The organism is Mycobacterium sp. IS-3022 (assembly GCF_001500065.1).
GTDB lineage: Bacteria > Actinomycetota > Actinomycetes > Mycobacteriales > Mycobacteriaceae > Mycobacterium.
The window spans coordinates 321,582-334,375 of record NZ_LQIN01000023.1 but is presented as its reverse complement, the minus strand read 5'-3'; the positions used below and the strand labels follow the sequence as shown (position 1 = coordinate 334,375).

Annotated in this window: 13 protein-coding genes; 11 read left to right on the top strand and 2 right to left on the bottom strand. The window is 65.3% G+C overall.

What is annotated here, in order from left to right:
- Positions 1 to 183: 183 nt before the first annotated feature.
- Positions 184 to 657, bottom strand: a complete 474-nt coding sequence (locus AU188_RS25330; RefSeq protein ID WP_059164778.1) for a hypothetical protein — start codon at positions 655 to 657, stop codon at positions 184 to 186.
- Positions 658 to 1,033: 376 nt separating this feature from the next.
- Here AU188_RS25330 and AU188_RS16020 point away from each other — a divergent pair, with 376 nt between their 5' ends.
- Positions 1,034 to 1,435, top strand: a complete 402-nt coding sequence (locus AU188_RS16020; protein ID WP_172799513.1) for a phage holin family protein — start codon at positions 1,034 to 1,036, stop codon at positions 1,433 to 1,435.
- A complete protein-coding gene (locus AU188_RS16015; protein WP_059164651.1) occupies positions 1,432 to 1,761 on the top strand; it encodes a DUF3618 domain-containing protein in 330 nt (109 codons plus the stop codon). The genes AU188_RS16020 and AU188_RS16015 overlap by 4 nt, the downstream gene beginning before the upstream one ends.
- On the opposite strand, the gene AU188_RS16010 is transcribed toward AU188_RS16015, so the two are convergent.
- Positions 1,758 to 2,174: a pyridoxamine 5'-phosphate oxidase family protein gene (locus AU188_RS16010; protein ID WP_059164777.1), complete on the bottom strand. Its 417-nt coding sequence runs from the start codon at positions 2,172 to 2,174 to the stop codon at positions 1,758 to 1,760. The two genes, AU188_RS16015 and AU188_RS16010, sit on opposite strands and share 4 nt — an antisense overlap.
- 256 nt (positions 2,175 to 2,430) lie before the next feature.
- Between AU188_RS16010 and AU188_RS16005 the strand changes: the two genes are divergently transcribed.
- The 9 genes from AU188_RS16005 (at position 2,431) to AU188_RS15960 (ending at position 12,734) form a co-directional block, all read left to right on the top strand.
- Positions 2,431 to 3,540 (top strand): tyrosine-type recombinase/integrase, encoded by a 1,110-nt coding sequence (locus AU188_RS16005; RefSeq protein WP_059164650.1) that lies wholly within the window; start codon positions 2,431 to 2,433, stop codon positions 3,538 to 3,540.
- A gap of 161 nt (positions 3,541 to 3,701) precedes the next feature.
- Positions 3,702 to 3,881 (top strand): helix-turn-helix domain-containing protein, encoded by a 180-nt coding sequence (locus AU188_RS16000; RefSeq protein ID WP_059164649.1) that lies wholly within the window; start codon positions 3,702 to 3,704, stop codon positions 3,879 to 3,881.
- A complete protein-coding gene (locus AU188_RS15995; RefSeq protein WP_059164648.1) occupies positions 3,878 to 4,258 on the top strand; it encodes a hypothetical protein in 381 nt (126 codons plus the stop codon). Before AU188_RS16000 ends, AU188_RS15995 begins: the two co-directional genes overlap by 4 nt.
- 271 nt (positions 4,259 to 4,529) lie before the next feature.
- Complete coding sequence (locus tag AU188_RS15990; protein ID WP_059164647.1) at positions 4,530 to 6,212, top strand: AAA family ATPase; 1,683 nt, start codon at positions 4,530 to 4,532, stop codon at positions 6,210 to 6,212.
- 617 nt (positions 6,213 to 6,829) lie between these two features.
- Positions 6,830 to 7,159 (top strand): hypothetical protein, encoded by a 330-nt coding sequence (locus AU188_RS15980; protein ID WP_156426706.1) that lies wholly within the window; start codon positions 6,830 to 6,832, stop codon positions 7,157 to 7,159.
- A gap of 15 nt (positions 7,160 to 7,174) precedes the next feature.
- On the top strand, positions 7,175 to 7,516 hold the full coding sequence (locus tag AU188_RS15975) for a hypothetical protein (protein WP_059164644.1): 342 nt from the start codon (positions 7,175 to 7,177) through the stop codon (positions 7,514 to 7,516).
- A gap of 566 nt (positions 7,517 to 8,082) precedes the next feature.
- The gene (locus tag AU188_RS15970) at positions 8,083 to 8,433 is read left to right on the top strand and encodes a hypothetical protein (RefSeq protein ID WP_059164643.1); all 351 of its coding nucleotides are present in this window, start codon (positions 8,083 to 8,085) and stop codon (positions 8,431 to 8,433) included.
- 510 nt (positions 8,434 to 8,943) lie between these two features.
- Positions 8,944 to 9,288 (top strand): HK97 gp10 family phage protein, encoded by a 345-nt coding sequence (locus tag AU188_RS15965; protein WP_059164642.1) that lies wholly within the window; start codon positions 8,944 to 8,946, stop codon positions 9,286 to 9,288.
- Positions 9,288 to 12,734: a hypothetical protein gene (locus AU188_RS15960; protein ID WP_059164641.1), complete on the top strand. Its 3,447-nt coding sequence runs from the start codon at positions 9,288 to 9,290 to the stop codon at positions 12,732 to 12,734. Before AU188_RS15965 ends, AU188_RS15960 begins: the two co-directional genes overlap by 1 nt.
- Positions 12,735 to 12,794 lie beyond the last annotated feature (60 nt).

Here is a 12,794-nt window from a genome sequence, read left to right as displayed (position 1 = left end):
CGGCTTATTAAGTCCAAGAGTGCGTAGGCAATTCGATTAAGTCTGCATCACGTTTGGGCCACGGCCGACCGGACGAACCCTCTTCGGAGAAGTTGTAGCTCGTTGTCCAGGAATGGATTTGGCCCGGCGGCAAGTCGTGCTCACCGCCGGGCCCAACCCGGAGGGTCTGTCCTCAGCGCACCGTTAGCCCGCAGGACCAGGCGGTGTGGGCTGACCCGGCGCGGGCGCGCCCGGCCGCGGTGAGCCGACAGAGTCGCCCTTGCCGCCCTTACCGGCGGCGCCACCCATCGTGGTGAGTGGGGCGCCGGCTGCCACCGGAGCACCGGCCGCAATCGGCGGCACGACGGGCGGGGGCACCAGGGGCGGAGGCACGGCCGGTGGCACGAGCGGCGGGGGCACGATCGGCGGCACCAGCGGCGGTGGCACGACCGGTGGCGGCGCGACGGGCGGCGGACCGGGGAACGCCATCGGCACGCCGGCCATGTCGGTGAGCGGAGCGCACACTGCTCCGGGCGGTGCACCTGTAGGGGCTTCCCCAGTCGACGTCTGGACACATTCGTAGCCCCCGGCCAGCGCCGCCGGGCTCAACGCCATCGCCAACCCACACAATCCAGCCCCGATGGCTGCCGCGATGTTGACTCGTTCAAAGGTCGTCATCGACGTTGATCCCTTCATTCACGCTCGTACTTTCGTTCAACTGAGGCAGCAGACCTGCATGCCGCATTGAAGTCGCGCCTCTGCGACCGCGTTAATATCAGCAGCGAACGGCCGGCGACGCACCACGCCGCACCGCACCGTTTCCAATTGGTGACCGGTTCGGAATGGTCGGACGACCGGGCATCCCGCCGCCGGCGCGGCCGGCGTCCTGCCAATCGGTCTCACCTGCGGTTCTGCGTTGGGTCGACCGCTGCGCGCGCGGTTGTGCGCGCCGTCGCAGGTCTCGATGCATTCAAAGTCGACACGGGGTTTCGGGGCCGTTGACCACGGGCATCACTGTCGCGACAGGTCAGGACAAGTCAGAGGTTGGTATGTGATGACGGTGGAATCGAGGTCTACCGCAGACCCGTCGATCGGCGAATTGATGAGCCAGTTGTCGACGCAGACGTCGCGGCTGATTCGCGACGAGATGCGGTTGGCGCAAAAGGAATTTCAGGAATCAGCAAAGCACGCCGGAATCGGCGCGGGCTTGTTCAGCGTCGCGGGCTTGTTGGCCTTCTTCGGCGCGGCGACGTTGATCGCCGCGGCGGTGGCGGCGCTGTCGCTGGTGCTGGAGGTGTGGGCGGCGGCGTTGATCATGGCCGCAGCGCTGTTCGTCGTCGCGGGTATCGCCGCGCTGATCGGACGCAAACAGGCGCGGGAGGTCACTCCCGCGGCCCCGAAGACCGTCGAGACGGTGAAAGCCGACATCCAGGAATTGAAGGACACCCGTTCATGACCGCACCGGATCCACGCCCCGAACCAGGCCCGGAAGCGGGCGTCGACGATATTCAGGCCGACATCGAGCAGACCCGTAGCGAGCTCGGCGAGACGGTCGAGGCGCTGCAGGCCAAGTTGGATGTGAAAGGGCGCGCCAAGGACAAGGTCGACGAAACCAAGGAACGCGCCAAGGACAAGGCGACCGAGACGAAGGAGCGCGTCGTCGAGAAGGCGGACACGCTGCGGCATACGGCCACCGACAATCCGAAGCGGACGGTGCCCGTGGCGGCGGTCATCGCCATCCTTGCGGTGCTCGGGATCGTCGTCTGGCGTCGCCGCCGTTAGCCTTCCGACGGTCCGAACCGGAAGCGGCGGCCGGTGACCCTTGTCGGAAGTATGCGGACGTAGTGCTGTTTGACATTCGAAGTCCACGACAGCAGTTGCGCCCGTTCGGCCTCCGCGACGTCGTCATCGTCACGCACCGGACGAGCGACGCCCCGCACGACCACACTCCAGCCTTCGGCGATGTTGTGATCGTCGGCTTCGAACACCACGTCGCGGTTGATCGCCGTGCTGACCAACTTGGTGCCCTCGGCCGTACGGAACAACAGCGTCCGTCGTTGAACGACGAAGTTGACGGGAAAGATCTCCGGGTTGCCGTCGGCGCTCGTGACGAGTCGTCCCAACGACGCGCTGCCCAGCAGCTTCCAGCATTCGCTTTCCGGAAGGATCACCACGGGCTGGTCCGCTTCAGACATGGTCACCCGCAGCCGCCGGGCCGATCACGCAAGGCATGGTCCGAGTCTAGGGAGGCGCGGGGTCGGCGTGAGCGCCGAAGGCTGTGGCGGAGTGGTCCCGGCTGGGTTCGAACCAGCCGACTAGATAACCCCGACCTGCACTGTTACCGCCCTCTACCTGCGGCGATGCAGCTTCATGTTCTCGTGAGTTAACCTCTGTAGACACGTGTAATCACACGCAGATGGTCTGACAGATAGCACGAGACGGGGTGCTGAGATGGCCGGTAAGGCAGGCAGGCGCGGCTGGGGATACTTGCGTCGGCTGCCCTCGAAACGTTGGCAGGCGAGCTACATAGGCCCCGATCTGACCCGCCACAGGGCACCGCGCACCTACACCGCCAAGATGGACGCCGAGCATTGGCTGGCCGACGAGCGTCGGCTGATCGAACGCGACGAATGGACACCGCCGTCCTACCGGGCGGCAGCTAAACAGGCCAAGGCGGTCACCGTGGCCCGCTTCGCCGAGCAGTGGCTAGAACACCGCGACCTGAAGCCGCGCACCCGGCGGCACTACGACGCATTGCTGACCGACCACATCAACCCGGTCCTTGGTCCGGTGCCGCTGCGCAACCTGACCCCCGAGGCGGTGCGCGCCTGGCACGCCGCCACGCTGAAAGATCGACCGACCTACCGGGCGCACGCCTACGGGCTGCTGCACGCGATCCTCGGCACCGCCGTGACGGACGGGCTGCTCGACGTCAACCCGTGCCATATTCCGCGCGCCGCCGCCGCCAGGAGCACGCGCAAGCCGACCATCTTGGCGGTGGCCGACGTCGCCGCGCTGGCCGACGCCATCGACAGTCGCTACAGGGCACTGGTGCTGATCTCCGCGTGGTGCGGGCTGCGCTGGGGCGAGGTGACCGAGCTTCGCCGCAAGGACATCGACGGCGACGTCATTGCGGTGGCCCGTGGTGTCACTCACCGGAACGGCCAGTGTCATATCGACACACCCAAGTCGGGCCGGGTGCGGGCCGTGGTGATGCCGCCGCACATCCGCGACGACATCGCGGCGCACCTGTCGCGGTTTGTGGCCGGGTCCGACGATGCGCTGTTGTTCCCCGCCGACCGTTCCTGTCATCTATCGGATAAGACGTTCCGGCGCTATTTCGCCGCCGCACTCAAAAGCATTGGGCACGAACACATCCGCATTCACGATCTGCGCCATTTCGCGGGGACGCAGGCAGCACGGGTTGGGAATCTACGTGAGACGATGGACCGGCTCGGTCATACCACGATCACCGCGTCGTTGCGGTATCAGGGCATTGTGTCCGGTCGGGACGCCGCCGTGGCCGAGGCGTTGTCGGAGTTGGCTAACGCTGGCGGCTAATTGCCGAAACACGGCCCGAGATCACGTAGCGCGCACACTATCTGAGCGGGCCTGATCCTACGGGCGGGCGTGACAGGCGCTCTACGATCACGGTATCACCTACCGTTACTCCGGTAAGCGTTGGCACACTTGGGAAATCACCCGCCAACACGGAGAAACACATGCCCGATCTCACCATGAACGAAGCCGCCGCCCGACTGGGGGTGCACCCAATGACAATCCGCCGCTACATCGCGGCTGGCCGTCTGCGCGCCTACCGTCTCGGCCCGCGACTGGTCCGCATCCACGCCGAAGACGTCGAGAGATTGCGCCAAGGCGAACCGGTGGGCGGTGCCCGGTGAAGCGCGCGATACTCGCTGCCGCCACTGTCACGGCGGCGCTTACGGCACTGGACAAGCTAGACAAGCTCATCTCAGCCCGCGTCACCTACGCCGACATTTGGCGCGACGTCATCAACGCGGTGTACCCCTTTGCCCGCGAGGACTTCTCAGAGTTCGACGTCGGGGCGATTTGCCTCAAGGCCGCTGAATGCCTGCGAGACGGCAAGACTCACACGTTCGACGGTGACGAGCTGGACATCATTCGGCACGTGATGCCCGCGCACGAAGTCGGCCAGTCCGGCGCAAAGCGTTGGGTGCTGGACGAATTTGGTCTCACCAGCTCCCCGTTGGGGATGGCAGAGGATGAGATTGACGAACTGCTGGGCGGTGAGCGGTGAGCAGCACCCAAGACAGTGCCTTACACGCCGAAGTGCTACTACGGGAAAAGGACCCAATGACCGCGCTGGTCAATGCTTGCCTCGCTGTGGCCGATGAAATCTCGGAGCTGAAAGACGAACTCTCCGACCTGAAAGAGGCTTACCGCGAGGTCAACAACTACCACGGCTGACCAGCCCCCACACCACAACTTCACAAACAACAGGCCCCCGGCGACGTTGATCGCCGGGGGCCTCGGTTGCGTACCGACCTTGAGTGAAAGGACCACTCACCATGCAGGATACCGCATACACGCGGCTACTGGACAAGCTCGACGGCGTACAACGCAACGGCAACACCGCGTCAGCGCGGTGCCCGGCGCACGACGACCGTAGCCCGTCGCTGTCGATCACGGGGACCGACAGCCGGGTGCTGCTGCACTGTCACGCCGGATGTGACACCGACGACGTGCTCGCGGCGATGGGTCTGACGTACCGCGACCTGTACCAGCAGCGCAACGGCGACGTGCTGGCCAGCTACCCCTACCCCGATGGCCCGGTCGTGGAGCGCCGCGCGTCCAAGGGCGGCAAGGATTTCCGGCAGCGCAACGTACCCAAAGGCGGCGGCAAGCGAGCGTTGTTCCACGCCGACCGCATCGCCGACGCCACCACGGTCTACGTCACCGAGGGCGAGGAAGACGTTTACGCCGTGGAAGCGGTCGGCGGCACCGCCGTGTCTCCGGCGCAGGGCCGCAACACCAAACCGGAGCGGTTCGACTGGGAACCGTTGCGCGGCAAGGACATCATCATCATTGCTGACAAGGACGACGACGGCGGCGGGTTCGCACACGCGCAGCGGATCGCCGACGTACTGGGCGGGACCGCCAAGTCCGCGACAATCGCCGAAGTGATCGTGGGCAAGGACGTGAGCGACCACATCGCGGCGGGCAAGACACTTGACGAGCTGGTCTATCACTCACTGCTCGACAAACTGTCGGTGACCGGAGACTGGCTCGACGCGCAAGAGTTTGCCGAACTGGAATACGTTGTCCCCGAACTAATCCCCGAAGGGATGGGTTACCTCGGCGCACCGCCGAAAAAGGGTAAGAGTTTCCTCGTCGGTAACGTTGCGCTTGCGGTGTCATCCGGCGGCACCGCACTGCAACGTGTCCGCGTCACGCAGCGACCTGTGCTGTACCTGGCGCTCGAAGACGGACACCGTCGATTGCAGGATCGGCTACGCAAGATGAACGGCGGGCAACCCATACCCGCCGCGCTGACCATCGTCATCAAGGCCACCCCGCAAGAGGCGATAGCTGTCATCGGCGAGTACCTGGCCCGCCACGGGCAGGACAGGCCGCTGGTCGTGCTCGACACGTTGGGAAAGGTGAAGCGCGCCAAGCGTTCCGGTGAGGATGCCTACGGGGCCGACTACGCGATCAGTAGCCAACTCAAGGGCCTGGCCGACTCCGCGCCCGGTTCGACCATCCTGGTTGTGCACCACACGCGCAAGGCCGCGAGTGACGATTTTGTTGCAGACCTGTCGGGAACCTACGGCATCGCGGGTGCCGCCGACTTTCTGATGGTGCTTCAACGCCAGCGCGGCGGCGACGACGCCGTGCTGCACGTGACGGGCCGCGACGTGATGGAGTCGGAGTACGCATTACACGCCGACGACGGGATGTTGTGGCGGCTGGCCGGGTCGCTCGACACCGACGACGCGGCGTCGGTGCTGAGCAAGGCGCGGACGGCAGCCGAACAAGTCGGGCGTCTGGTGAGACTGATGGACAAGCACGGCCCGCTGTCTGTGAAGGTGTGGCACTACGTCAACGACGACGGTGGGCAGATCGTGTCACCGGAGGACGTGAGCGCGGAGTTTGGTCTGGACCGTCGCCGCGCCAGCGAGGTTCTGACCCGACTGGCAAACGATGACTACGTGACGAAGCTGGCACGCGGCGAGTACGGGCCGGGAATATGATTGCGCTCCAGGAGTTAACACGCGCAACACCGACTTGCGCACTGCAACTGCGGACTGCGGACAACACGGACATGCGGACAACAGTGTCTAACAGGCATTACCGCACTGTCCGCACTGTCCGCACTGTCCGTATATACCGCAGTGTCCGCAGTAGTAGTAGTAGTAGTAGAGGAACGGGTAAACACCGTCCACAGCAAACCGCCGCGCCGCGCTTTCGCGCTCCACGTCCCGTAGGGTTCCCCTCAATTTGGTTGGGGGAACTGCGGACAACGCGGACAGTGCGGACCCACGACGGTTGCCGACCGGTCGGCAGCCCCGTTGACCCAATCCCCCACCCCTGGCCGGTTTCGTCCATCAGCGTTGATCTGGGGGCCGGGAATCGGGGTGTCTGGTGAACGCCGAGACGCTGCGCCACATGGCTGCCTGCACCGAGCACGTGCATCGGATGAACGGCCAGCCGATGTCACCCGACGTCGCCGCCACCGTGGAGGAAATTCTCAGCGGAAGTTCCCGACCGGGAACCGATTACGTGACAGCGACCCAAGTTGCCGCCAAGCTCGGAATCACCAAGCGCGCCGTCAACAAGCGCGCACCGAGCTTAGGAGGGGTGAAGGTTGGTGGCCGGTGGCTCTTTCACCGCGAGCACGTCGCACGTGCCGTCGCGGCCACGGGGCCACGATGACACCGAACTGCACTTCGACGTCGACATCGACGCCTACGTCGAGGCCGAACACCATGCGCTGCATTGGCTGCGCGGCGACTGCGGGACCATCGGGCGCACGGTGGCGCGGCTGTACGGCCAAGGCGACTACGGGGCGTCCGAGATCGTGGACGCGATTGTTGTCAACTGCATGCTGGACCGCGACGCCATCACGGTCACCGAGGTCCGCAAACCCGATCCCTCACCGCGACTGCGCACCCGCGCAGCGACCGGGCACCGGCACTGAGAAAGGAAACCGATTGTGGGCGAACTGATCCGGCTCGTTGACTTGAGCATCGAGGGTTTCGGCACAATGGACGACCTGGAACGCCAGTTGATCCAGCACGTCGAGCACGACGCCATCGGTTTCCGCTGCGTCCCCGCCGACGTCGCCGCCGACCTGTTCACCGAACGCGCTAAAACCCAAGCGGCACAACGGGAACGGGAACGCCGGCGACTTGAGGACGAAAAGGCGAAAGCCGCCGCGGCCAAGGCACGTGACCTCGCCTACCGGGCGGCACTCAAAGCGCGGGCAGACAGGCAGGCGGCGCAAGTAGCCAACGGGGCCAGCGCATTTGAAGTGATGATAGGGACGAACGAATGAGCATGGGCGTTACGGTCTCAGGTCGGTGGCCTGGGGCCTTCTACAACGAGTCCACCGACTCCACCGCCACCGCAGAGCTGGCGCATCGTGCTTCCGCACGTGCGGCCACCGCCATCGAGAGTCTGGATAGGGTTCTCGGTGCACGGCGTGCACAGCACTTCACTTTCGGGGACGGCACACCGTTACCGCGTGACCAGTGGGCGTGCCGGTGCGGTGGGTCGATTGACCTGCGTTACGGAAGGTGTGACCGGTGCCAGCGCAGGATGTGAAATCGTGGGCCGCCTCACGCCTGGGGGCGGTGTGGCCTGCCACGCGGTCGGCGGGCATCCCGGCTGGCCGGGGTTTTGATCTGTGGCCCCGGCCAGCCGCCACCCTTCCGCAGGTGCGTCACATGTCGCACACCACAACGGGTTTGAAGACCAGTGGGCCGCCCTTTCCTGGGGGCGGTGTGGCCTGCCATGTTGGTGAGGAAAGCACCAACGTCAACAGGTTGGCAGGCGACCGGCTGGCCGAGGGGCGACTACTCCCCCCGGCCAGCCGCCATCGCAACGGCTTTGGGGGCTGACATGACGGAACCACTGGGCGGGCAGACCGTTGACTTCGTGAAAATCAGCAGCGACGGTCCACGGGATCACCTGAACATTCCAGCCAAGGTGGAAACCGTCACGCCGGTGCCCGGTTGTCTGCTGCGTACGCTGTCGGCCACCGAAACAGACCAGCAGTTGGCCAACCGTGCCGTCGTGCGCGTCAGGTGCACTGTGCGGCCTGATCTTCCGGTCACCACGACCATGACGGCCAATGACTACCTGCGGTACGAGGGACAGGACTACGCCGTGGTCGGCGGCTCGCAGCTCAACCGCGACCTCGATGGCGTGGTCGATCACGTCGTCATCGAGGCAGAGCGGAGCGTGGCGTAATGGAGTCGGCGCATAAGAAGCTGTACAAGACACGGCGCTGGCAGGCGTTGAGTCGTCTCGTAATCAAAGAGGAACCGACGTGCCGACTGCGCTTGCCGAATTGCACCGGCGCGTCGACCACCGCCGACCACATCATCCCGGCGCGCGATGACATCAGCTTGTTCTATGTTCGGGCCAACGTCAGGGGTTCTTGCCGGTCGTGTAATAGCTCGCGGGCTGCTGGCCGGACTGACCGGGACCGGCGACGGCCCCCGGCGTTGGCGTTCTTCGACACGCCGGGGTGGCCATGATGGGGCGGCTAGCAAACACGGTCGCCGCGTCAGCAAATACCAGTAATGCACGTACCCTAACATCTGTTCCGCCCGACGTGAGTTACATGTCCGTCTTTTTGCAGGTCAGAGGTCTGCCGACCCTGGGTCGACTGTGCGATCTACATAGTGAAAAAACGCAACGCAACAAAAACGAAGCGAACAGCAAACCAGCAAACAGCGACAGCAAAGGGGTGAACTGATGGCACGGGTCCGCGTCAAGCAGTCCACCAAGGACATCGAGGACATCATCGCAGACAAGCTGCGCGACCCCCGCGAGGGCCGTCCGGCCATTGACGCCGCGAACCGCGAGCTGGCCGAGGATGCCCGCGACTACTGGAAGTCGGTCAGCCCGGTCGACACCGGGGCCTACAGGGACAGCGTCCACGTCGAGGGCCGACCGGACGTCGACAAGCTGCCTGCGCGCGCCGTGGTGGCGTCGGACTGGAAGGCGAGCTGGATCGAGTTCGGCACCGGGGGCGACACTCCGACACCGGAGTTCGCGCCGCGTGGCAAGACGGTCATCCGGTTCGGGGGTGATGACTGATGGCCAGGAGTGAGCGTCCCGGTCAGAACATCGAATTGGAGGTTCTGACCGACCTCGACAAGCGCGCGCTGCGCCAGACCGCCCGCGACATCGAACGGACCTTTGAGCGCACGGGCCGCGACATCGGTAACACCTATGAGCGCAACGTGGTTGACACGATGCGCCGTGGAAACCGCGCCGTGGCAGCCGATGTGGAGCGTGCACGCAAAAGCGATCTGGCGGCGATCAAGGTGCTTACCCGCACCGAGCAGGATCGGATTGCTGACCGTCTCAATGGGTTACGCGACATCGAGGCCCGTCGAGTGCGGGACCACAATGCGGAAATCCGCCGCATCAGTGCGGAATCCCGTGCCCGCGAACGGGAACGCCGTGCGCAGATTCGCTTCGCGCAGCAGCAGGCCGACCGCACCGAGCGTATCCGGATCAAGCGTGACCGTGACATGTTGGGGCGGGCCGGTGCCGGTGCTGTGGGCGGGCTGGCCAGCGTCGGAACAACTTTGGGCAGTCTCGGTAAGGTCGCTGGGCCAGCCGGAATCGCGGCGTTGGTGCCCGCGCTGACCGGAGTTGCCGGTGCGGCAAGCACTCTCAGCGGCGTGGTTGGCGTCCTGCCTGGTGTTACCACCGCAGCCGCCGCCGGGTTTGGCACCTTGAAACTGGGCGTTATGGGTTTCGGCGGGGCCATGGAGAACATCCGTGACCCGGAGCAGTTCGCGGAGGCGATAGGCAAGCTCGCTCCCTCCGCGCAGCAGGCCGCGCGTGACATCCAAGCGCTGGTGCCGACGTTCGACCGGCTGAAAATCGCCACGCAGCAGGCGCTTTTCGCAGGTGTCGGCCCGATGATTACCGAGCTGTCCAACACGTTGATGCCGACGATTCAGGCGACGACGACCGGCATCGCCAACGCGATGAACAACATGTTCGCGCAGTTCGCCACGCAGTTGCAGACGCCGGAAACCTTTGGGGCTATTCAGGAGATCGGACGTAGCCTGGTCAACACGTTCGAGAATTTGGCGCCCGCCGTGGCACCGTTTACGCAAGCGTTGACCGAAATCGCCCGCGTGAGTTCGGGTTTCCTGCCGCAGCTCGCGCAGTCGCTGTCGGTGGCCGCGCAGGAGTTCTCAACATGGATCAGTGACATCTCGGCCAGCGGTGAACTGGAACAGTGGATTCAGAGGGGCATCACGGCAGCGGGCCAATTGTGGGACATCACAAAGGATTTGGTCGCCGCGTTCTTTGAACTTGCGCCTGTCGGTGAGAAGATCATGCCGATGATCGTGGACGCGGCGCAGATTCTCGCGGATGTCATGCCAACCATCAGCACAGTGGTGAGCGAGATTTCACCCTTCTTCACCATTTGGGGGCCGGTGATGGAGAAAGTCGCATCCGCAACGGAACGGTTAGCACCGGCGATGGAAGCGGTTGCCAATGCGGTGATGGCGATGTCGCCGGGATTGCAGATTCTAAGCCGCGTTGCCGACCTATTGCCCGGCGGTGGCCCAGCCAGTGGCGGGCGTTCGATACCGAAGATGCCGGGTGCCGGGTCGTTGTCGACCCCGTTCGGGTCGGCTATCGGCAACGCGGCTAGCGCAGGGGCACAGACAGGCCCGTTCATCATGCCGCCGTCGTTCAATCCGCCGTCGTCGTCGGGTTCGGTGGCAGGCGCGGGCGATGCGGTGGCCAAGGAAATGACTCGCGCTCCGTTCGTGGACCCGTCACGGTTCGCCGCGACGTCTCCGCTGTCGTCGCATCCCGATGTGGCGCAGGCACTTCGAGCGCTGGAAGAAGCGCGGCTGCGTGAAATCAACCTCAAGGCAATGGGCAATGCCGATCAGCTCGAATTGCTCAGGGCGAGAAACGATGTCGTAGCGGCCGAGCAGCGGGTCCGTGAGGCTGAGCAGCAGGTGATTGACGAGACGATCAACGCCATGGAGAAGTCGCTCCCGAAGCTGGAAACACTGGCCGACTCTATGGGCCAGGTCGGCGCGGCGCTGGACAAAGACCTCGGCTTCTCCAAGGGATTGCCGGGATTAGCGGACAACTTGGTGAGATTCCTTGCCAGCCTTGCGTTCGCACCGGCTGTCGGCGCGCTTTACGGTGCGCAGGCCCGCGCGGGGTACTCCAACGGCGCAGCCGGTAGCGGTCTGTTCGGGATGCTGGCCGCGCAAGGTGCTTTCGGTTCGCAATTCCAGATCGCGCCGCCGGACTTCGCCCGCGCGTCGGCGGACATCTCACGGTTGGGTCCGGAAGCCTTGATGGTTCCGAACATGATGAGCATGACCGGGACCGGGACCGGTGTCACCAACCCCAACCTGGCCGCGATGTATCGTCTCGCACAGAATGCCAACGGTGGTCAATACGACTGGGGCGGAACTGATCTGGTGAACGGCCTGGCCGACTGCTCCGGCGCGGTGTCCGAGCTGACGCAGGTTCTCTTGGGACGCGGCACCGGTCAGGGGCGGCTGTTCACCACAGAGAGTTTCCCGTCCGTGGCACCAAATCTGGGTTTCCGCAAGGGGTTCAAGCCGGGCGCGTTCAACGTCGGCGTGTCCCACGGTGGGCCGGGTGGCGGTCACATGGCCGCGACACTCCCGAACGGGATGCCGTTCGAGGCCGGTGGCGACGTCGGGGGGATCGCCTTGGGGAAGGGTGATGGCGCGCTGGACCCCAACTTCACCGAGCAGTGGCACCTGCCGGTGGGCGGCGGCGGGTCAGTGCTGCCGGGGATGAACATGCCGACCAGCATGCCGATGTCGACGGACCTCGGTAATCCCGGTGGGCCACTGACCCCGAATGTCGGGCTGCCCGGTGGGGCACCGACTGCCAACGTCGGCATACCGGGCGCGCTGAACTTCGCCACCGGCCAAGGCCCCGGCCCCGCGCCTGGTCCGCCCAAGGTGCAGGGCCACATGCCGGGTCGCGGTGGCTGGCAGCCAGCGGGCGGCGGCGGCAGCCAGGGGCTCGTCGGCGGGATGCCGATGGCGGCGATTCAGGGTGCCATCAGTTCCGCTGGCGCGGCGGCTGCGCCGTTCGGCGGTCAGGCCGGGGCGGCGGCGGCGCAAATGGTGGTCCAACTGCTCAACCGCGCGGCGGCGTTCGGCGGTCAGGTGGCCGGGATCGGTGTCCAAGGGGTGATCGACACACTGACCCCCGGCGGCTCCCAGCGGGCCGACCTGTCCAACAACCTGCTGATGCGTATTGCGGGCGGGTTCGCCAGTGCCCGACCCTCGATCCCGACCACCGCTGGACAGCAGGAGGTCCCGATGAAGGACGGCCAGGGTGGCGGGCAGTCGCAGCACGGCACCAAGAAGGGGGCTGCGCCGGGGCCGGACGGCGGCGGCAACAACATGGTGTTCAACCAGGTGTTCAACAATGCGTCCACGAACCAGGAGGTTGCGCGTGATGTGTCGCGGCAGATCAACGCGCACGGAGCGGGGATGCCGCGATGATCGTTCCTCCGTGCCCGGTGTCACGTGTTCGCTGCGCGCCCGGCGGCTGGCCGACGCACA

What these genes read in the sequence shown, in the direction of transcription:
- AU188_RS25330 (WP_059164778.1), bottom strand. Translation starts at nt 657, where the DNA reads ATGACGACCTTTGAACGAGTCAACATCGCGGCAGCCATCGGGGCTGGA.
- AU188_RS16020 (WP_172799513.1), top strand. Translation starts at nt 1,034, where the DNA reads ATGACGGTGGAATCGAGGTCTACCGCAGACCCGTCGATCGGCGAATTG.
- AU188_RS16015 (WP_059164651.1), top strand. Translation starts at nt 1,432, where the DNA reads ATGACCGCACCGGATCCACGCCCCGAACCAGGCCCGGAAGCGGGCGTC.
- AU188_RS16010 (WP_059164777.1), bottom strand. Translation starts at nt 2,174, where the DNA reads ATGTCTGAAGCGGACCAGCCCGTGGTGATCCTTCCGGAAAGCGAATGC.
- AU188_RS16005 (WP_059164650.1), top strand. Translation starts at nt 2,431, where the DNA reads ATGGCCGGTAAGGCAGGCAGGCGCGGCTGGGGATACTTGCGTCGGCTG.
- AU188_RS16000 (WP_059164649.1), top strand. Translation starts at nt 3,702, where the DNA reads ATGCCCGATCTCACCATGAACGAAGCCGCCGCCCGACTGGGGGTGCAC.
- AU188_RS15990 (WP_059164647.1), top strand. Translation starts at nt 4,530, where the DNA reads ATGCAGGATACCGCATACACGCGGCTACTGGACAAGCTCGACGGCGTA.
- AU188_RS15970 (WP_059164643.1), top strand. Translation starts at nt 8,083, where the DNA reads ATGACGGAACCACTGGGCGGGCAGACCGTTGACTTCGTGAAAATCAGC.
- AU188_RS15965 (WP_059164642.1), top strand. Translation starts at nt 8,944, where the DNA reads ATGGCACGGGTCCGCGTCAAGCAGTCCACCAAGGACATCGAGGACATC.
- AU188_RS15960 (WP_059164641.1), top strand. Translation starts at nt 9,288, where the DNA reads ATGGCCAGGAGTGAGCGTCCCGGTCAGAACATCGAATTGGAGGTTCTG.